The 20,028-nt window shown below is 61.1% G+C and carries 15 protein-coding genes; 2 read left to right on the forward strand and 13 right to left on the reverse strand.

Going from position 1 to position 20,028, the window contains the following annotated elements:
- Positions 1 to 89 precede the first annotated feature (89 nt).
- From ASD03_RS10300 to ASD03_RS10310, 3 genes are all read right to left on the reverse strand, one after another.
- Positions 90 to 1,688 carry an ABC transporter substrate-binding protein gene (locus tag ASD03_RS10300; protein ID WP_082555535.1) on the reverse strand — a complete coding sequence of 533 codons (1,599 nt, stop codon included), beginning with the start codon at positions 1,686 to 1,688 and terminating at the stop codon, positions 90 to 92.
- A 121-nt stretch (positions 1,689 to 1,809) separates the two neighbouring features.
- A complete protein-coding gene (locus ASD03_RS10305; RefSeq protein WP_057213236.1) occupies positions 1,810 to 3,447 on the reverse strand; it encodes an amidohydrolase in 1,638 nt (545 codons plus the stop codon).
- Between the two features lie 474 nt (positions 3,448 to 3,921).
- The gene (locus tag ASD03_RS10310) at positions 3,922 to 4,965 is read right to left on the reverse strand and encodes a class I SAM-dependent methyltransferase (RefSeq protein ID WP_025429949.1); all 1,044 of its coding nucleotides are present in this window, start codon (positions 4,963 to 4,965) and stop codon (positions 3,922 to 3,924) included.
- 314 nt (positions 4,966 to 5,279) lie between these two features.
- Between ASD03_RS10310 and ASD03_RS10315 the strand changes: the two genes are divergently transcribed.
- Positions 5,280 to 7,277: an EAL domain-containing protein gene (locus ASD03_RS10315; RefSeq protein WP_057213238.1), complete on the forward strand. Its 1,998-nt coding sequence runs from the start codon at positions 5,280 to 5,282 to the stop codon at positions 7,275 to 7,277.
- 273 nt (positions 7,278 to 7,550) lie between these two features.
- On the opposite strand, the gene ASD03_RS10320 is transcribed toward ASD03_RS10315, so the two are convergent.
- From ASD03_RS10320 to ASD03_RS10355, 8 genes are all read right to left on the reverse strand, one after another.
- Complete coding sequence (locus ASD03_RS10320; protein WP_057213240.1) at positions 7,551 to 8,111, reverse strand: methylated-DNA--[protein]-cysteine S-methyltransferase; 561 nt, start codon at positions 8,109 to 8,111, stop codon at positions 7,551 to 7,553.
- Between the two features lie 150 nt (positions 8,112 to 8,261).
- Positions 8,262 to 8,888 (reverse strand): dual specificity protein phosphatase, encoded by a 627-nt coding sequence (locus ASD03_RS10325; RefSeq protein WP_057213242.1) that lies wholly within the window; start codon positions 8,886 to 8,888, stop codon positions 8,262 to 8,264.
- A gap of 18 nt (positions 8,889 to 8,906) precedes the next feature.
- Positions 8,907 to 9,797 carry an inositol monophosphatase gene (locus ASD03_RS10330; protein ID WP_082555536.1) on the reverse strand — a complete coding sequence of 297 codons (891 nt, stop codon included), beginning with the start codon at positions 9,795 to 9,797 and terminating at the stop codon, positions 8,907 to 8,909.
- 66 nt (positions 9,798 to 9,863) lie between these two features.
- Complete coding sequence (locus ASD03_RS10335) at positions 9,864 to 10,958, reverse strand: ABC transporter substrate-binding protein (RefSeq protein WP_057213341.1); 1,095 nt, start codon at positions 10,956 to 10,958, stop codon at positions 9,864 to 9,866.
- Positions 10,959 to 11,045: 87 nt separating this feature from the next.
- Positions 11,046 to 12,116 carry an ABC transporter substrate-binding protein gene (locus tag ASD03_RS10340; RefSeq protein ID WP_057213344.1) on the reverse strand — a complete coding sequence of 357 codons (1,071 nt, stop codon included), beginning with the start codon at positions 12,114 to 12,116 and terminating at the stop codon, positions 11,046 to 11,048.
- A gap of 96 nt (positions 12,117 to 12,212) precedes the next feature.
- Positions 12,213 to 13,352: an ABC transporter substrate-binding protein gene (locus ASD03_RS10345; protein WP_082555530.1), complete on the reverse strand. Its 1,140-nt coding sequence runs from the start codon at positions 13,350 to 13,352 to the stop codon at positions 12,213 to 12,215.
- A gap of 59 nt (positions 13,353 to 13,411) precedes the next feature.
- On the reverse strand, positions 13,412 to 14,545 hold the full coding sequence (locus tag ASD03_RS10350) for an ABC transporter ATP-binding protein (protein ID WP_057213244.1): 1,134 nt from the start codon (positions 14,543 to 14,545) through the stop codon (positions 13,412 to 13,414).
- A complete protein-coding gene (locus ASD03_RS10355; protein ID WP_057213246.1) occupies positions 14,545 to 16,398 on the reverse strand; it encodes an iron ABC transporter permease in 1,854 nt (617 codons plus the stop codon). The genes ASD03_RS10350 and ASD03_RS10355 overlap by 1 nt, the downstream gene beginning before the upstream one ends.
- Before the next feature lie 622 nt (positions 16,399 to 17,020).
- On the opposite strand from ASD03_RS10355, the gene ASD03_RS10360 reads away from it, so the two are divergent.
- Positions 17,021 to 18,007, forward strand: a complete 987-nt coding sequence (locus ASD03_RS10360; protein WP_057206086.1) for a LacI family DNA-binding transcriptional regulator — start codon at positions 17,021 to 17,023, stop codon at positions 18,005 to 18,007.
- Between the two features lie 27 nt (positions 18,008 to 18,034).
- Here the strand turns inward: ASD03_RS10360 and ASD03_RS10365 are convergent, their stop codons facing one another.
- Both ASD03_RS10365 and ASD03_RS10370 read right to left on the reverse strand, forming a co-directional pair.
- Positions 18,035 to 19,678, reverse strand: a complete 1,644-nt coding sequence (locus ASD03_RS10365; protein ID WP_057206084.1) for a Na/Pi cotransporter family protein — start codon at positions 19,676 to 19,678, stop codon at positions 18,035 to 18,037.
- Positions 19,679 to 19,731: 53 nt separating this feature from the next.
- Positions 19,732 to 20,028, reverse strand: coding sequence for a MurR/RpiR family transcriptional regulator (locus ASD03_RS10370; RefSeq protein ID WP_057213248.1), 297 nt, complete (start codon positions 20,026 to 20,028; stop codon positions 19,732 to 19,734).

Here is a 20,028-nt window from a genome sequence, read left to right on the forward strand (position 1 = left end):
AAGCATTGACTTACGTTATCGGCAGCATAGGTGCCAGATACCAGTGGAAAGGCCCCCGATACCGCGACGACGATATCGGGGCGCCTCCATCAACGTCCGGCTGGGACGGTTTCGTCCACCCAGAGCTTTTCATAGGACTGGATCGCCAGCTCAGCGGAGTTTGGCTGCAGCCCATGCAGCCATGGCTGGTAGGCCATCACAGCCTTGTTGTAGTTGAAGAACCAGACCGGCGCTTCTTCCTGAACGAGGTTGTTGGCCTTGCGCAGCAGCTCGTTCTTTTCCTCGTCAGTCTTGGCAACCTTGGCGGCTTCGAACAGCTTGTCGAAGTCCGCATTTGCGAACTTCTGATAGTTGCACGCAGCCTGCGAAGTCTTGGAGTAGAAGCACTGCATCGCCGTCAGGGCGTCCGGGCCGCTTTCCGACGACCACATGAAGGACTGGAAATCGCCTGATGGCACGACTTCGGAAAGCACCGAAGCCTCGACCGGTTTTGCCTTCACCCGGATACCGACTTTTTCCAGCATCGGGATGATCGCCTCGACGATCGTCAGGCCCCAGCTTTCGTTCTGCGTCGCCGTCAGTTCGACATCGAAGCCATCGGCATAACCGGCCTCAGCCAGCAGCGCCTTTGCCTTTTCCGGGTCGTAGGCGTAGGGCTGGGCATCCTTGTCATAGGCCGGCGACGATGTCGGCAGCCAGCCGCTCGCCCGGTAGGCCTTGTCTTTCGCCAGCCGCTTGATGATCAGGTCGGCGTTGATGGCGTAGTTGAAAGCCTGACGAACGCGCTTGTCCTTGAACGGTTCGAAATCGAGGTTGAAGCCGACATAGCGCGTATAGACTTCTGCGACTTCGAGAAGGCCCTTGGACAGTTCCGGATCGGCCTGATAGGCGACGTATTGCGATGGCCCGAGGACGGAGACGTCGATCTCCTTGTTGCGGAAGGCGACATCGCGCGCCGAAGCATCCCCCATGATCAGGATATTGATCTTGTCGGCGTAGGTCTTGTCCTTGTCATAGTACTTTTCCCACTTCTCGACCGTCAGGCGCGAGCCGGGCACATATTCGGCAAACTTGTAGGGCCCGAGGCCGATCGGGTGGCTTGCGAAACCTTCCTTGTCGGCTTCGCCGGCGGGGTAGATCGCCGTGTTGTTGCGCATGAACAGGAACGCCGGATCGACCGGATCCGTCAGCGTCACTTCCAGCGTGAAATCATCGACCTTCTTCAGGCCCGAAATCGCCTCGGCCTTGCCGGCCATGTAGTCGGCGCCGCCCTTGATGTTGGCGATGTAGCGCGAGGGCGGATAGGCCTTGGCCGGATCGGCCATGCGGGTGAAGCTCGAGATGATGTCGTCGGCCGTCATCTGCTTGCCGTTGTGGAAATAGGCGTCCTGCCGCAGCTTGTAGGTATAGACCAGCTTGTCGGCGGAGACGTCGACGTCGGTCGCAAGCGCCAGCACCGGAACGTTCTTGTCCGCGTCCCAATCATAAAGGGTGCGATGGATCGCCTTGGCGTAGAACTCGTCCTGCGTCTGCGGCGACGCCTGGATGTCGAGCGTCGAGAAGCTGTCCCCATAGGGCGCCACGAAGTTGACCGTTCCGCCGGCCCGCGGCGTGTCGGCCGCCTGCACCGACGCCACCCCCGCCAGCAACGCTGCGGTCAATGTCGAAAGCAATGCTATTTTCTTCATCATTCCCATATCCTCCCCACTTGTTGTTCTGCGTATGGATGAACAAAACCGCGATCTCATCCGACCTCCCGGATCGGTTGAGATGCATTGAGTCGCTCTTGCGGCTCCCTCTCGCCCTTCGTCAGGCGTTCTGTCGCTCGAAGACCACCTCGCCGCCCCGGATTGCCAGGGTGCAGCGCGTGTCGTTGAGGATGTCTTCGGGGCTCGCCGTCAGCATGTTCCTGGAGAACACCGCGATATCGGCAAGCTGTCCCGGGACCAGTCGTCCCTTGACGGTTTCGAGCTTCTGCGAGAACGCGCCGTATTCGGTGTAGACCTGCAGCGCCTCTTCGATGGAGACCCGCTCGTCAGCGTCCATCACCGTGCCCTTGGCGGTCTTGCGCGTCAGCATGCTGTAGATATTGGGGAACGGGTTGGGATGACAGACCGGCGCATCGCTGCCGGTCGCAGGCTTCAGCCCCAGGTCCTTCCAGGTCTTCAATGGATAGCTCGACAGCGCCCGCTCCTCGCCGAGCACCGAGACGTAAGCGTCGCCGAAATCGTAGATGAACACCTGTTGCGGACACGGATATATCCCGGCCTTCACCATGCGCTGGTGCTGCGCGTCGCTGGAGAAGCCACAATGCTCGATCCGGTGACGGCGATCCGCATCCGGGATCGCCTCAAGTGCCTTCTCGTAGGCGGTGATCAGCTGACCGATCGCAGCATCGCCGATCGCATGGCAGGCCAGTTGATATCCCTTGGTATGCGCGTCGAGTACGAGCGCCTCAAGTTCCACATCCGAAAGGATCTGGACGCCGGTATTGTTGTCATCGCCGAGATAGGGGCTGCTCATCCAGGCGGTGCGGCCACCGGCCGAGCCATCGAGGAAGATCTTGACGGCGCCGACTTTCAGCATGTCGTCGCCGACACCCGAAACGAGACCGGCCTCGTAACTCTGCGGCACGATCGAAACGTTGGGATCGCCGAGAAGAACGAGCCAGGTGCGCACTGGCAGCCTGTTGTTCAGCTTCGCCAGATTATAGGCCCTGATCTCGTCGAAGCCTGCGACCTGACCGACGGCCGCGTCCATGATGCTGGTAATGCCGTAGGATAGAAGCAGATTTCCGGCGCTTTCGATCGCATCGATCATGTCGTCGGTCGAGGCTTTCGGGATCGCCGCACGAACCAGCCCTTGCGCATTTTCCGCGACCAGGCCCGTCAGGACGCCTGCGACCTGTTCGATCAGGCCGCCTTCCGGCACGGTAGTCTTCTCGTCGACGCCGGCAAGGCGGAATGCTTCCGAATTGAAGATCGACACATGCCCGCAGGCGCGCACCACCATGACGGGATGGTGCGGCGCAACCGCATCGAGTTCCGCGCGAAGCGGATGGCGACCGGTGTCGAGCTTGGTCTGGTCATAACCCCGCGCCCGGATCCAGGTACCGGCCGGCGTGCTTTCGGCCTGATGTTTGATCGCGCCGAGCAGGCTTTCGAGAGTGGGGGCAGCCTGCGGCGTCGCGTCGACCCAATTCAACGTCAGGCCGACGGAGATCAGGTGCAGATGCGCATCGTTGAGACCGGGGGTCGCGAATTGCCCTTGAAGGTCGAGTAGCTGCGTGCCAGCGCCGCGATAGGTTTCCATTTCCTGCCTGGTGCCCGTCGCCAGGACCTTGCCCTGCCAGATTGCCAGGGCATCGACGACGCCCTCGGCCATACCGCACCAGATCACACCATTGTGCACGATCATGTCGGCGTGAAAACTCTGTCCCGCTGGCATCTAAGGCTCCTCCCCTCCGCCGTCACTGCAACTTAGAGTCAGGTTTGATGACAAACCGGCTCTCGGCACGACCCATGTCTCCCGCCCGCATCGGTTGCGTGCCGAAGCTGGATCGTTATCCATTCCGGTGCGGCGTTCCGATGGGCCACAAGTCGTGCAGTCGGGGATGCTAGAGAAAAGGAAAGCGGCCCGCCAATGCATAGAATTTCAGGCGCTATGAAATAATTGCATAACAGCCCTGGGTAGATCCGTTGAACGTCCTCAAGCCTGAAGGACCTGCGCCCCTCGGCCGCACCGGCGAAACACTTCGCTGTGGGGACCTTGAGAACGGTTCGTTGCGCGCGAACGTCGATGCTGAGACGGGAAAGTGTCCAGCGTGTCGTTTTGCATGCCAAGGCGGCATCACGCCTTTGCCGAACGACAGCGGCGCGCGTCAAAGATGACGCGCGCCGCTGTAATGTGCTTCAGTCGTGGTTACGAGCGCTTTTGCAGCGTCGCATAGACAACGTTGCGGTTCTCCCCGAACGTCACGTGCGACTCGAAGTTGGTGCCGTCGACGCTTTCGTTGACGATGCGCCACATGTCCGATTGCGAGCGCAACAGCAGCGCCCAGTTCATGAACGTCTCCATATAGCCGTCGACGCCGATGTCGGTCGCGAAATTGGCGAAGAGGAAGACGCCGTTGGGTTTCAGCATCTGCAGGCATCGGCGGGTGAGCTTCACTGCCACGTTGTGAGGCAGGTAGTCGTAAAGCCCCGCCGCATAGACGAAGTCGAACTTGCCGAGTTTGTGGGCCCGGGTGAGAATGCCACGGACGGAACCGTCGATCGCTTCAACGCTGGTTCCTCGAAAATCCCTGGTGATCGATCCGACACTGAGCGGGTCCTGGTCGAGCGCGACCCAGCGCTTTATCCGCCCTTCCTGCAGCGCAACCGACCGGTTTGCCTCGCGCAGATGCCCGGCGGCAATCGTCAGGATCTCTGCCTCCCCGTCGCGTGTCGCCGCGATCTCATCGACATGTTGGGTCAGCAGGTCCCGCCGTTCGCGCACAGCAACCGACGACGAAGCGTCCTTGGTATAGTCGTAAAGCGCCTTGCCCACCGGCGACGCCTTGGCGATCTCGCCGGCAACGCTTGGATGGCCGTAGATGAAGTCGAGCAGTTGGGCGTCGCCGGAATAACCCCGCGGCTTTTCGCTGGACCAGCGGGTAAAAGGGTCCTGCAGGAAAAACTCCGACACCGGATGCTTTTGTGCGATCGGAATCAGTTCCTGCCATACGCTCGGATGAAACTTCGCGCGCGTCTCGTGAAGTGCGGCCGCCAAGCGATGTATTATCTTCCTGGGGTCCAGTTCCTGGGCAAATTGCTGCTGTGCAATTTGGAGAATCAGGGCGAGTTCGGCTTTTCCTGTTGCAAACTGCTCATCATAAAACTCACTTCTTGACGAAGTGAACTCGGTTGCGATTGATTGGGGAGTAATAAGACTTTCGCCATCGAATACGATTTGAAGCTGGCTCACGCAAAACCCATCCGTTAATGCTTTGTTAACAATGTGGGCAAGAATGCGCGAACTGCGTCTCGAATTGCAAGTTTTTGTAGAGTATATGGTAAATACTGGCGGACAGTACCCATTTGGATACACCCCTGCACCGGCCGTCAGTCTCGGCTAATTTATCAAAATTTAATGGGCGTCTTCTACTATGTCGTTGAGGCCGCTTGTGCTTGTTGTGGTATCCAGTGAATGGCAAGCGTGGAGCGTCTGAAGCAACGTCCAGAGATGGAAAGACGAGACCAGATTTCCGTTGAGCGCGACGCAATTCCCCGGACCGGTGCATGAAGCAAACCTTGGCCGACGTCGTTGAGATAGATCTGCACAAGCAGCCACTCAGGCCGCTGCCGGCGGAGCTGCGCTTGCTCTATCGCCAGGAAGGTGAAACGACCCGCAGGGAAGCGACGAGAAAAGGGCTCTGGATCGCCGTCGCGGTCTATCTGCTGTTTTCGATTACCGACCTGCTGCTGATCTCGGATGTCGCCCGCTACACGATTGCCTCGCGCTTTGTCGTCGGCGCAGTTGCGCTTGCCGTTCTGGAAATCCAGGTCCACTTCAACGTCAAGACGGACTGGCTGGACAGGACCTGTTCGGGCGCGCTTGTTTTCGGTTATCTCGGCTGGCTCATTCCGGCAATGATGACCGCATACACGCAGGACATGTCCTACTACATGATCTTCGGTGCGATCTTCATGATGGGCGCCAACCTGTTCTTCATCTTCCAGTTCCGCCTTTCGGTGATCTCATCGAGCATCATCCTTGGCGCATTTTTCCTCGATCTCCTCTATTTCTCGCCGCAGAACCCGTCCTACCAGCTGGCGTTCGGCACGTTCTACGTCTCCTGTTTCGTGTTCACCTCCTACGTAAACTGGAAGCTCAACCGCGAACGCTACAAGGTCTTCCTCAATGCGTTCGAGGCGAGGGTCCAGCAGCGGGAGGCGACCGAGCGCGGCAAGGCGCTGCTCAGGCTCTCCAACACCGATTCCCTAACCGGTCTCGACAATCGTCGGGCGGTAGACCAGAAGCTGCGGGAATACTGGAGCGACTGGCAGAAGTTCGGCGACCGTTTCGCCGCGATCCTGATCGACGTCGACTTCTTCAAGAAATACAACGACTGCTATGGCCACCAGGAAGGTGACCGCTGCCTCATTCTCGTGGCCAACACGTTGAGGGAATCGATCGAGCAGTTCGACGCGTCCATCGGCCGATACGGCGGCGAGGAGTTCATCATTCTTGCGCGCATGGACACGCGCGAAGAGGCCGCCGATCTGGCCGACGCCATCTGCCGCACAGTGCAAGACCTTGCGCTGGTGCACGGGCAACGACGGGATGGCACGTCCATCGTCACGGTCAGCGTCGGTGCCGCGTTCACCAGGCATCAGACGGGCTCGAAGCTCGAACGGATCATCCACGAGGCGGACCGGGCGCTTTACGCAGCAAAGGCAAGCGGACGCAACTGCGCCAAGCTGTTTGATCCGAACGACCCGCAAACCAGCGACGAGAGCGAGAACATCGCGGCGCTGTTGAAGATAGCGACCGACCAGGATCTCGTCTCCCTCGTCTATCAGCCGATCAAGAATGTTGCGACAGGCCGCGTCGAGGCCGTCGAAGCGCTGATGCGGCTGAGAATGCTCGATGGGACCGCAGTTCCGCCCAGCCTTTTCATTCCCGTTGCCGAGCGTACCGGCGCCATCATCGACCTCGGACGCTGGGCGATCCGCACGGTCTGCCGCGAGCTTCTCGCCAACGATCATGTGCCTGTCGTCAGCGTCAATGTCTCGCCGATCCAGCTGAAGACGCCGGGCTTCGCCACATCGGTTGCCGCCATCCTTGGTGAAACGGGAGTGGCCGGCGGCCGGCTCGCTTTCGAAATTACCGAGGGCCTCGAGATGGAGATGCACTCGGACGTGCTGCGCTGCATCAGCGACCTCGAAACGCTGGGCATCCGGATCTGGCTCGATGATTTCGGCACCGGCTTTGCCGGCCTTTCCTGGCTCCGGCTGATCGATTTCGATACGGTCAAGATCGACCGCTCGTTCCTTCATGACTGCGGCACGCCAAGGGGCAAGGCGATGCTGAAGGATATCATCGGCCTGGTCCGGAACCGTGGCCACAAGATCCTGGTGGAAGGTGTCGAAACCGAGGAGCAAATGGCGCTGGTGCGAGAGTTCCGCATCGACCATGTTCAGGGTTTCCATGTCGGCCGCCCGGCTTCCGCCGCGAGCTATCGCACGGCGGCGGATACCGGATCGCGCCCGGCGAGCCTCGTCAGACCGGGATAAAGCATGTCGCCCGAAAGTGCGCAGCGGTTTCGGGACAACGACACGCAAAAGAACAAGAACGTAAAGTGCAGAAAGCGAACCCTAAGGATCGCGACGCGCTTTGCTGCATGTTTTTATCCTTAAATCGCATTCGATTTAAGGATAAAAACATGCAGCCATTCAAAGTGCTACAGCGACCTTACCGCGTCTAAAAGACGCGCGGCGCTATAGCGATCGCTTCGCTCGGCTGACCAAAAACCGTTTGCCTCCTCGTCGAAGCCGCAGGCACCACGCTCAAAACAGCGATTGCTGAGCAGGCACCGGCGGACCGAGGCGCACGCCTTCGAGCTCCAGCATGCGGATCTTCGATGTCGAGCCGCCCGGAGCCGAGAAACCGCCAACCTTGCCGCCGGCGGCCAGCACCCGGTGGCAGGGAATGATCAGTGCCACCGGGTTCTTTGCCATCGCCTGGCCGACATCGCGCGCGGCTTCAGGGCCGACGCCGAGTTCCTTTGCCAGGGCACCATAGGTGGTGGTCTGTCCCCAGCCGAGCCTGCGCGCGGCAGCATAAATCTGCTTGAAGAATGGGTCCTGCCCTTCGAGGTCGAGCTGGATATCGGAGAAATCGACCTGTTCACCGTTGAAATAGCGTCGAACCGCGGCAACCGCTTCGGCAACTTCCGGCGTCGGCGTGCCCGGTTCGCCGGCAGCAAGCCGGCGCAGAAGCAAGCGCTCGGTATCCTCAGCCTTCTTGGTCGGCAGTTGGAAACGGGTGATGCCGACGCCGTTCCAGGCGATGCCGCAGAAGCCGGCAGCGGTTTCGAAGATAAGATAGTTGTGAACTGTCTGCGCCATCTCACCGTCCTCGCATTTTCATACTCGATGAAAATCGTGCGGAAGGCGGTCGAATTCAACCCGTTTCCTGCGCGCAGCCGTGGTCGCCAACAGATTGCGCGCCATGCCGGCGCCGGATAATCCTCCCGCAGATGGCCAAGGGCAGCAGCGCTATTTGGCTTCTATCATCTTCGCCCAGCTTGCAGCGCGCTCGGCGGACTCGATCAGCACCGCTTTCGGCGCTTTATACCATCCGTTCTCCGGCAGACCGCGCCGGTTGCGCACGAAGGCGATCGCCGCATCCAGCGTCGGAAACTCGGTCGGCAAGGTCAGGTGCAAAAACAGCGACACGACAATGACCGAACGCGAGCGTCCGCCGCGGCAGTTGATGAGAATGTTGCCCATCTCCCGGCGCGGATAGGACGGCTTTTCCGGCAGCACCTGCTCCAGTGCCGCACGCAGGATATAGTGAGCGGCCAGCATCAGCGTGTCGGGATTACCGCCACCATCGATCAATCCGATTTTGTAATAACGGATCTCGCCTGGGCCATAGACGCTGCCCTCGTGATCGGACACCAGCTGCGCCTGCCGGACGAAGTTGAAATCGAGATTGACGGCACAGTTGACGACGGTGGTGATGCCGTTCTGTCGGAGCAGATTGAGATCGCTCGTGCCCTCCTTGCCGGCGATGTAGATATCGACGCCATAAAGCGGGTGCTGTTGGTAGACGAGGCTGAGCTTGGCAAGTTCGGCAGACGGTTGCGCCTTCGTCTCGGGTTCCTGGCTGATGTTCAACATGCTGTCTCCGCTGTCTTTTCAGATTGCCGCTGAGGCAATGCGTTTGTCCGATATCGCCCGCGCGACGCGCTGCAACGTCGGATAGTTTCCGCCGGCGCCGGTGGCGATGTAGCCGGGGCACATGAAATCGGGCGCATCTGCGGGCACCTTGCCCAGGGTCAGCGGCTCGTATCGACCGCCTGCATTCTTGAGGATCAGCGTCGCAGCCGCCACATCCCAGGAATTGACGCCGAAGCCGGTCGCCGCATCCGCCCAGCCAGCCGCCACATGGGCGATGCTGAGAGCGGCACTGCCTGGCCTTCTAAGTGTGGAGAAAGTCTCGACCAGTTCGCCGAGATTGGCGAGCGCCGCCTCCCTGCCGTCGAGGCGAAAGTCCCGCGACACCGGATAGCCAGTAATCAGCGTTGCCCGGTTCTCGTTCTCGACCGCCTTCGAGGCAATAACCTCGCCATCGAGATAGGCGTGTTCGAGATCGGCGGAAAACATCAGGTCGGCGACCGGATCATAGACCACGCCGGCAACGACCTCTCCGCGTTCGACCGCGGCGATCGAAACGCACCAGAACGCCAGCCCGCTGGCAAAATTCGAGGTGCCGTCGATCGGGTCGACATACCACTGGATGTCGCCGTCGCCGACCTGCCCGCCCTCTTCGCCAAGCAGCGACGAATTCGGCTCCTCCGCAAAAATGAAATCGCGAATGGTGGCTTCCGCACGCTTGTCGTGGATCGTCACGACATCGTGCAGGTCTCGCTTGTAGTCGACGACCATGTCGGACCGGAACGCTTTCAACAGTGGATCGCGCACGGCATTGGCCGCGCCGCGGGCAATCTCGACGAGACGCTTCGACCGCTCCAGCCGTTGTTCGGTAACAGCCGCCGGCGAGGTCGCTGCGGGAAAGCGCTTTTCCATGTCGTACTGATCCATTCCTTATCGAGAAAGCGCCGGCGCGCCGCTACATGGCGCGCCGGCTTCGGTTTACTTGCTGTAGTTGACGCGCCAGAAATCCTGCCACTCCTCGCGTCGGTCAAAGTCCTCAAGACCGGTCGAGGAATTGTAGCCGAACAGGCGGTCGGCGACCGTCATCAGGCCGGACGGCTCGTCGGCCGGCATCTTGATGTCGATGTTGGTCGGCAGCTTGCCGTCCTTCATCTGCGGCGCGATGCCTTCTTCCGTCAGGATGTAGTGGATGAACAGCTTTGCCGCGTTCGGGCTCTGCGTCTTCGTCGCAATCAGGCCAAGCTTGACGTAGCTCCAGCCGACCCAGGGATTGAGATCCTTGCAGATGCCGAGCTTGTACCCCTTGCCCTCGTTGTCGCGGAATTTTGCCGACGAGAGCAGGCCGAAGAAGGGCTCCTTCTGGCCGGCAGCACCAACGGCTTCGGCCACTGGATCATCGCCATCGGTGACGAGCGGCGCGTTCTGCGCCAGTGCCTTGATCCAGGCGGCCGACGCGCTCTTCTCCTCGGTCGCAAGGTCCTTGCCGAAATGGCTCTTGTAGGCACCGGCAACCTTGTCGTCGGCGTGTTTCTCCATCTGGTTGAACCAGTCGGTATAGGTGCCCTTGGTCAGCGGATCGACGAGAGCAACCTTGCCTTTCCACTTCGGTTCCGTCAGCTCCCAGATATTGGCGACCGGGCATTTGTCGTAGGCTTCGGTGTTATAGGCCCAGACGTTGGCGTTGGTCGAAATCGCCAGCGGATTCTGGAACTCCGCCGGGATTTTCGCGATCATGTCGGCCGGCAGGTAGCTTTCGACGAACTCCTGCGGCAACAACTGCGCGAGTGCTGCCGGCGCGTCAGTGATCAAGGCGACATCGCCCTGAACGTTGCCCGCCTGGCTCTCGCGGATGATCATTTCCAACTGGCTGTTCGCCGACACTTTGACGCCCGTCGCCTTGATACCGTATTTGGCCGTAAAGCCTTCGGCCATCTCGACGATCTTGCCGGTGCTGTCATAGACGTTGATCGGCTTTTCCGTCTTGGCCGCGGCAATCAGCGCGTCGAGATCGAGGCCGTCGGCGGCATGGGCTTGCGCCGAAAGCAGGCCGGCCGCAACTGCGACCGCTGCCATCGTCATGTCACGCACTCTCTTTTTTTCCGTTTTCATCGCTTCCCCTCCCAAGGAAACAGCACTCGGTGATCGGCACCGCCCGTCGCGTCATTTTCGGTGGTTTATTCTCCAAAGGTCCTGCCAGGCCTCGCGCTTGTCGAGGTCGTCGCCGGCGGTCGCGGCATCGAAGGCCATCAATTGATCGAGATACTTCGCGACGCCCGAGGGTTCATCGGCCGGCAGGCCGATCGTCGAATTGCCGGAGATCTTTCCGTCTTCGATCTGGGGTGCAATGCCCTCTGCCGTCATCAGGTAACGGACAAACAGCTTGGCGGCATTCGGGCTCTTGGTCTGGCCCGCGATCAGGCCGAAGCCCGGATAGAGAAATCCGGAAAACGGCTCGACGCCGGCGCAGATACCGAGTTTAAGGCCCTTCGTGAGGTTGTCGCGATACTTGGCCGTCGAGGTGATGACGAAGAACGGCTCGGCTTGTCCCGGGGCGCCGGCGGCGTTGGCGACCGTTATCGAATCCGCCAGAAGCGGCCCGTTTTCTGCAAAGGCCTTGACCCAGGCAGCTGTGGCACTTTGGCCGTTCGTCTCCAGCTTCTTGCCGTAAAGGCTTTCATAGGCCCGCGCGACATCGGCGTCGCGATGCGTCTCGATCTGATTGAACCAGTCGGCATATAGCGGCTTGTCGAAGAGATCGAGCATCGCCAGCTTGCCGCGCCACTGCGGCTCGGTCAGCTGCCAGATGTTGGTCACGGGGCACTTGTCGTATTTCTCGGTGTTGTAGGTAAAGACGTGAGGGTCCGAGACAACAACAAGAGGATTGCGCTGCGCTTGCGGAATATCCTTGGCGAGATCCGGAGGCGTCCAGCTGGTGGCGATACCTTCCGGCAACAGCTGTCCGATTGCCGATGCCACGTCAGTCGCGACGCTCACGTCGCCGAGGATATTGCCGGCCTGGTGCTCGCGGATCATCAGCTCCACCTGCGTGGCTTCGTTGACCTTCTTGCCCGTCGCCTGCACGCCGTATTTTTCCGAGAACTCCTTGGCCGTATCGACGATCTTACCGGTGACGGCATAGACGGTGATCGGCGGCTCCTTCTTTGCCGCCTCGATCAGGGCGCCGAGGTTGAAGGCTTCTTCAGCCTTCGCCGGCCCACAGGTCAGTGTCATGGCAGCAAGGCTACCTGCGACCGCCCAGGCTAATGGGCGGTCGCGCAACGCGCTGCGTTTCATTTCCATCATGTCGTCACTCTCCCGGCTGAGCCATCACTTCTGGTAGTTCACCCGCCAGAAATCCTGCCAGGTTTCGCGCGCATCCCAGTCGTCGAGGCTCGTGTCCATCTGGTAGGGCAGAACCTGGTCGAGAACCTTGCCGATGCCCGAGGGTTCGTCAGCCGGAAGTGCCACATCGGTATTGGTCGACATCTTGCCATCGACCGCCTGCGGCGCGATGCCTTCCTCCGTCATGACGTAGTGGATGAAGAGCTTGGCGGCGTTCGGGCTGTTGGTGCCCTTGGTGATCAGGCCGACGCCCGGATACATCCACCCGAGCCATGGCTTCAGATCCGTGCAGAGCCCGAGCTTCATGCCCTTCTCCGCATTGTCGCGGAACTTTGCCGAACTCATCAGGCCCATGAACGGCTGCGACTGGCCCGGCGCTCCGACGGCATCGGCTGCCGCGGCGTCGGCATCGGTCAGCAGCGGCGCGTTGGCGGCAAGCGCCTTCACCCAGGCCGCCGTCGCGCTGCCATCGTCGAGTTCCAGGTCCTTGCCGTAGAGCTCCTTGTAGGCGGCGGCGACCTTGTCGTCGCCGTGCTTTGCCATCTGGTTGAACCAGTCGACATAGGACGCCTTGCCGAGCGGGTCCTGCATGGCGACCTTGCCCTTCCACTCCGGGCCGGTCAGCTGCCAGATGTTGGTCACCGGGCACTTGTCGTAAAGCTCGGTGTTGTAGGCCCAGACGTTCGCGCTGGTCACGACCGTCAGCGGGCTCTGGTACTGCTGCGGGATCTTCGACGCCATGTCCGGCGGCAGCCAGCTCTCGGCAAAGCCCTGCGGGATCAGCTGCGCCATCGCTGCCGGTGCATCGCTGATGATCGAGACGTCGCCCTGGATATTGTTGGCGCGCGCCTCGCGGATGATCATTTCCAACTGCGCCGTCGCCTTGACCTTGGAGCCTTCGGCGGCGACGCCGTACTTGGTCGAAAAGGCCTTGGCCATCTCGACGATCTTGCCGGTGCTGTCATAGACTGTAATCGGCGCTTCCTTCTTGGCCGCCTCGATGAGGGCGTTGAGGTCGAAGGCGTCCTCAGCCATCGCCTGACCGGTCAAAAGCCAGGCAAATCCCGTGGTCCACAACAGGCAGCGCCTTTTATAGTCTGCCCTTCCATTTTTCCGAAAATGCATCGACTGCTCCTCCTCAGTAAGCGGTGTTCGTCTTTCGGTTGATGCGATCAGTGATCTCGTCAGTTGAGCTTCGCGTTGCGCAGCAGCTTGTCGGCTTCGGCAATGCGCTGGCCGTCCTTGTCGAAAACGTGCAGCGCCTCCGGCGGCGCAAAGAAGCGGACCTTTTCGCCCAGCTCCAGTCGCGGCAGCGCGTGCGTCGTCAGGAACAGCGTGTGGCTGTCGCTCTTCAGCTCCAGGATCCAGCTGCCGCCGGTCGGCAGGATGCCGGTGACCACCATCTTGCCGCTGAAGCTGCCCTGCGGAATGTCCTCCTTCTTCGTGGCATAGCTCAGCGCTTCCGGGCGGATGCCGACGGAGCCGATGCCGCGCAGGCTCGGATAACGGCTCGCCAGGTAAGCTTCCGCCTCCTTGGCGACGTCGGACGTACCTTTCTTGTCGAAGGACAGGATGTTGATCGGCGGGCTGCCGACGAATTCGGCGACAAAGCGGTTGGCCGGGCGGTCATAGATGTCGTTCGGCGTGCCCATCTGCTGCAGCGTGCCTTCGTTCATGACGGCGATCGTCGTTGCCAGCGTCATCGCTTCCCACTGGTCGTGGGTGACGAAGACGATCGTCGTCTTGAATTCCTTGTGCAGGCGCTTGAGTTCGGCGCGCATTTCAAGCCGCAGCCGCGCATCAAGGTTCGACAGCGGCTCGTCGAGAAGCAGCACGCCGGGATTGACCGCGAGCATGCGGGCAAGTGCCACGCGCTGCTGCTGGCCACCCGAAAGCTGCGACGGATAGCGGTCGCGGTACTTGGCGATGTCGAGCGCCTGCATGACCTTTTCGACACGGGCCTCGCGTTCCGCCTTCGGCAGCTTGCGCAGCCGCAGACCAAAGTCGGTGTTGCGCTCTATGGTCAGATGCGGCCAGAGCGCGTAGCTCTGAAACACCAGGCCCATTTCGCGCTTTTCCGGTGGCACGAAGACGCCGTCAAAGATCGAATCGACCACCCGGTCACCGATGCGGATCTCGCCGCCCGACAGGTTTTCCAGCCCCGCGATCATCCGCAATGTCGTCGTCTTGCCGCAACCCGATGGGCCGAGCAGGCACATGAACTCGCCGTCGCGGATTTCCAGATCGAGGTTGGAGACGGCATTGGCGGAATTGACGCCATAATTCTTCTGGGCGCCGCGCAGATTGATAGTGGGCATCAGCTTCCGAGTCCTTCTGCAAGATTGGTCTTGGTCAGCTTCTGGGCTGCCAGAGTTCCGAGATAGGCGATGGCGGCGATGATCAGCACGACCGCGTTTGCCGCCTGGGTGTAGTGGTAGTCGACGAGCCGCAGCGAATAGGTCGTGAGAACGTCGGTGCTGGGCACGGCGAGGATGACGAACAGGCTGAGGCCCTTGATGCCGGAGATGAACGGCAGCAGCACACCGGTGACGAGCGAGCCCTTCTGGATCGGGATGACGATCGACATCATGCGGCGGAACCAGCCGGCACCGGCGATCTGGGCCGCCTCTTCCGGATCCTTGCCGAGCTGGGTCATGGCCGAGATCCCTGCCCGCGAGGCGTATGGCATCTGGTCTGCCATCAGCGCCAGCACCAGGATGGTGACGGTGCCGTAAAGTGCCGGCATCGGGCCTCTCGGAACCGCAAAGAGCGAGAGATAGGCGGCAGCAAAGGCAATGCCCGGCACCAGATAGGGCAGGAACGTTACCTGCCGCAGATAGACCGACAGAGCTCTGACCGGCGTGCGGATGACGACGTAACCGACGAGCAGGCCGAGAATGCCCGAGGCGATCGAGGCGAGGCCGACGATCATCAGCGTGTTCTTGGCCGCCGCCCAGAGATCGGGGCTCAAGAGCACGCCGGTCTGCAGTGCTACAGTATGCAGATCCTGGCCGATCCAGTAGTCGAGCGTGAAGTTGTCGAGGGTGAACTGTGCCGGCAGCTTCATGACCGTCGACAGGAACAGGGTCAGCAGCGGCAGGCCGACGCTCAGCATGAAGATCGTCGCGGCGAAACCCGTTGCCGGAAGCCTGAGCTTGCCGAGCCGGCTTTGCCGGTTCATCGAGCCCTTGGAACCGATGGTGACGAAGCGCCGCGCTTCACGCACCAGCCGCGCATCGATCATCAGAGTGATGATGCCGATCAGCATGATGGAGGCGGCAACGACACCGGCAACACCGGTCTGTCGGGAAGCAATGCTGCGGAAGAGCGAGGTGGAAAGCACCTCGAATTTGACCGGCAGGCCGAGAACGTAGGGCACGCCGAACTCGCCGAGACATTTTGCAAAGATCAGGATCATCGACGACATAAGCGCCGGCCGCATCAGCGGCAGGATGATCTGCATTGCCACCTGGTAGCGCTTGGCGCCGAGGATGCGGGCGGAATCTTCCAGCTGGGAATCGAAGCGCCTAAGCGCCGAGCCGAACAGCAGAATGACGAAAGGCGTATAGTGCAGGGCGAGAATGATGGTGATCGGAAACCGGCCATAGGCAACCCAGTCCGGTGGCGTCCAGCCGAGAGCCTCGAACCAGCCGGGCTGGCCACCGACCGTGCGGTTCTTGAACAGCGTGGTCCAGGCGAGCGCGAAGGTCCAGGCAGGCAGCATGTAGGGCACGATCAGGGCGGTCGCGAACCAGCGCCGCCCGAACATATCGGTGCGGCTGATCAACCAGGCGAGAATGGTTCCGATCAGCAGGGACAAAAGGATCGCGCCGACTGCAACCGACAGCGTGTTGAACAGTGGCCGCCAGAAGAGATCGACGGAGACAGGCGAGGTAAATGTCCTGTCGAGATAGTACAGCGTCAGGTCGCCAAAATCCTTGCCGAGCCGGCGCTCATGTCCGAATTGCACGCGCACGGAATCGAGCACGATGGAGATGATCGGCACGACGATCAGGTAGGTGAAGAGCAGCGCCGTCAGCACCCCGATCAATGTCGTCGGCTCCCGGGAGGCGACCTTCAACCGATATCGCCAGACTTGCCAGGACGAGGGCACAGCGGCTTCATCGCCCGCTGCCCGCGACGCCTTCGCTGAATCACTTAGAAAAGCCATGCTCTTTCCCCTTGAGACCTCGCCTCGCAACACGATCCGGCTATGCGCCGGCGCCTTGCGGACGAGCAAACATGCGAACGGGGAGATCAGGGAAAGCCGCGCAGGCAGCCGCCCCTGCTCCATGTCGAGCAAGGCAACCCGCCGCGAGAACGCGATGTCTCGTCATCGATCCAATCCTCCCTGTTCGCGACCGACCCCGATCAACGATCCTGTCCGGATCGGGTCCGACGGCATCCGGCCACTCCTCAGAAGCCGGCGCCATCGTCACGAACATAGACGGAACAAAAATTCCATTTCGTCACCGCCTATGGAATGCATGATCCATTGAGAGGTCGCGCTTGTCAACAAAAAAATGCACACGTGCGCAACGATTTATCGCTTTGATTTTATTGCATATTTTTCTCAGATGGATCCGCTTTTTTCGAACACGTGGTCATTGCCTCGCGACTGGCCAGCGAAGACGCTCCGGCCGCATAGGGAATGGCGAACTAAAACAGCCGGATTTCCGGCGGGCGCGCAGCACTCAGGCGACATCACCTGCAGAGCCAAAGGATACTTTTTCGTTGGAATGAACCGGCATTTGTGGCCCAGATAGCCGCGAGCTGATTCTTTGGGGGAAACCATGGCACGAGGGTTCGTCACGGCCGAGGAGGTCGCAAAACGCGCGGGTGTTTCACGCTCGGCCGTCTCGCGCACGTTCACGCCGGGTGCCAGCGTCTCGCAGCCTGTCCGGCGCAAGGTACTGAAGGCGGCGCGCGAACTCGGCTATCGAGTAAATCGGCTGGCCCAGGGGCTGAACAACGACCGCTCGAACCTGATCGGCGTCGTGGGCACCAACCTCAGTGCGCCCTTCATTTCCAAGCAGCTCGATCTCTTGAGCATCGGCCTGCTCCGGCGCGGGCTCCAGTGCCTGCTGTTGAACGCCGCCGATGCGCGCAAGGATATCGCGCCGCTGATCGAGCTGCTGTTTGAATTCCGCGCCCAGGCGATCGTCGTGCTTTCGGGCGAGCCGCCGTCCTCGATCGTCGATGAGTGTATCGCCAATGGCGTCCGGCTGATTCTGGTCAATCAACGGCTCGATCGCACCGATACCAACATGGTGCTGAGTGACGATTCGCACGGGGCGGACCTAGCCGCACTCCGGTTGATCGCGGCCAAATGCAAGAAGGTTGCGGTCGTCTCCAGTGCCAGCCAGACGCCGGCACAGGTTCGGCGAGCGACTGCGTTTACGCAGCGGATGCAGACCGCCGGGATCGAGGTGGTCGCCTGGTCGGACGGGCCGACGAGCTACGAAAGCGGCTATCAGGCCGGTTGTGACCTCTTGCGCGACAAGCGGATTGACGGAGCATTTTGCGTCACTGATCTGCTGGCGCTGGGTTTCCTCGATGCCGCTCGCATCGAAATGCATCGCCGTGTGCCGCAGGATGTGTCTGTCGTTGGCTTCGACGATATTCCCCAGGCGAGCTGGAAGAGCTATGAGCTGACCACCATCGAGCAGTCTCTATCGACATTGACCGCGAACGTCCTGACGGCGCTCGAAACCGATGAGCCCGCGACCCGGCTGCAGGTGGTGCCCGTGTCGATGATCGAGCGCAAGACGGTGCGTTAGTCCCTCCTCCAGGCGCGCCTCTCGAAATCAGCCGGCCTGTCGGATGCGGCTTTCGATCAACAGGCCGCTGTCGTCGAGGATCGGGTGCGCGACCGATGCGATATGGGCGTTGATGCGTTTGAGGTCGCGCAGCATATCGAGGTGCAGCGAACTGGTTTCGATGCTTTCCGCCCGCCCCTCGCGCAGGCGCTGCAGGTGCCGCTCGGCCGATTGGCGCTCAAGGCGACGGACGTCTTCCTTGACCTCCACCAGCCGCCGCGCCAAAGCCGCATCGCGGGTGGCAAACACCGTCTGCGCCATGCGCAGGTTGTCGAGCGTGATCGCAAACAGCCGTGTCAGCTCCTCGTGGCCATCCCTCGAAAAGGTCAGGCCCAACGCAATCTTCTTTGCGAGTTCGGCCAGCAGGCCCTTCTCGATGATATCGCCGATATGTTCGAGATTGATAGCGTAGTCGACGACATCCATTGCTCGCCGGCGGTTGTCTTCGCCGATATCCGCCTGACCAAGGCGCGAGACATAGACCTTGATCTGATGCTGCAGCCGATCGACCCGGCCTTCGAGCGTGCTGATGCCCGCGAGCTTCGCAGGATCCGCATGCTGCAGCGCATCGCTTGCCTGCGCCAGCATGCTTTCGATCAGATCTCCGACGCTTAGGACTTCGCGGCTGGCGCCGGCAAGGGCTGCCACCGGCATCGAAAGCTTGTCCTCGTCGAGATAGCTCGGCGCGTCCGGCGTCTGCTTCGGCTCCGGCAACAGCCGCGCGGTCATCCGGGCGAGCGGTCGCGACAGCGGCCATGCAAGCACCGCCAGCGCCAGATTGAAGACGAGATGCGCATCCACAGGCAGCTTGTCATGCGACAGCGGCAGGATATCGAGCAACTGTGCCGAATAGCCGGCAAGCGGCAGCGCCACCAAGCAGCCGATGGCGCGCACGATGAGATTACCGATCGTCACGCGTCTCGCGCTGATCGGCGCATGCAGCGTCGCCAGGACCGGCGGGACGGCGCCGCCGAGATTGGCACCGAGGACCAGGACGATGATCAGCCCGGTCGAAATGCCGCCCGTTGCCGCGAGCGACAGGATGAGGACGACGATGGCGAGGCTCGAGGATGCCAGGATCGCCAGCATGGCCGAGAAAATGAGTGCGACCGGCCAGGCATTGTCGAGCATCGCCAAAAAGGCCGAGAGCGCCGCAGATGCGCGCACCGGTTCCGTCGCAAGACCGATCAGATGCAGCGACAACAGCATGAGCCCGACGCCGACAAGGGCGGCGCCACCGCCTTTTCGCCCATTCGACGTTCCCCGTGAAAGGATGACGCCGACGAGGATCAGCAGCGGTGAGAGCCAGCCGATGCCAATCGACACGATCCACGCCGTCATCGCCGTTCCGACATTGGCGCCCAGAAGCACGATCTGCGCCATGCGCGGCGCAACGAGATTGCGTTCGGCGAAGGATGCGATCATCAGTGCCGTCGCAGTCGAGCTTTGCAGTGCGATCGTCGCAACCAGTCCGGCGAGGAAGGATCGCAAACCGTCGCGCGTGCCGGCGGCCAAGCCGGCCTTCAGCCGGGCGCCGAAGGCGCGCTGCACGCCATCCTTGACCTGCGAAAGCCCGAACAGCAGCAGCGCCACGGCGCCAACGAGATTGATGCTGACGATGGCCGATTCCATGGGTGCACTCCGGTCGGACGGTCCTTCGGTTCGTTACTGCTCGAAGCCCAGTTTCATTGTCTGCCGCGGCGCAGTTCCTCGCGGAACAACTGTTGGAATGCGGCGTATTTCTCAAAGCCCAGATCGCTGATCAGCCGCATGACCGTGGTGGTCGAAACGCCGGCCCGCTCAGCCACTTCCCGTGCGCTCGCAAAGGCGATGTCATAGGGATGGGATAGCGCGAACTTCGCGACTTCGAGCCGCCCGCCCTTGAGCCCGCGGGCACCGAGGCGAAACGCCTCCTTCAACTCCGGGACGCTTGCCGGCGGTTTCACCCCTCGACCGGGTAATACAAAAGACTGCTGGTCCAT

Source organism: Ensifer sp. Root127, assembly GCF_001425225.1.
GTDB classification, from domain to species: domain Bacteria; phylum Pseudomonadota; class Alphaproteobacteria; order Rhizobiales; family Rhizobiaceae; genus Ensifer; species Ensifer canadensis.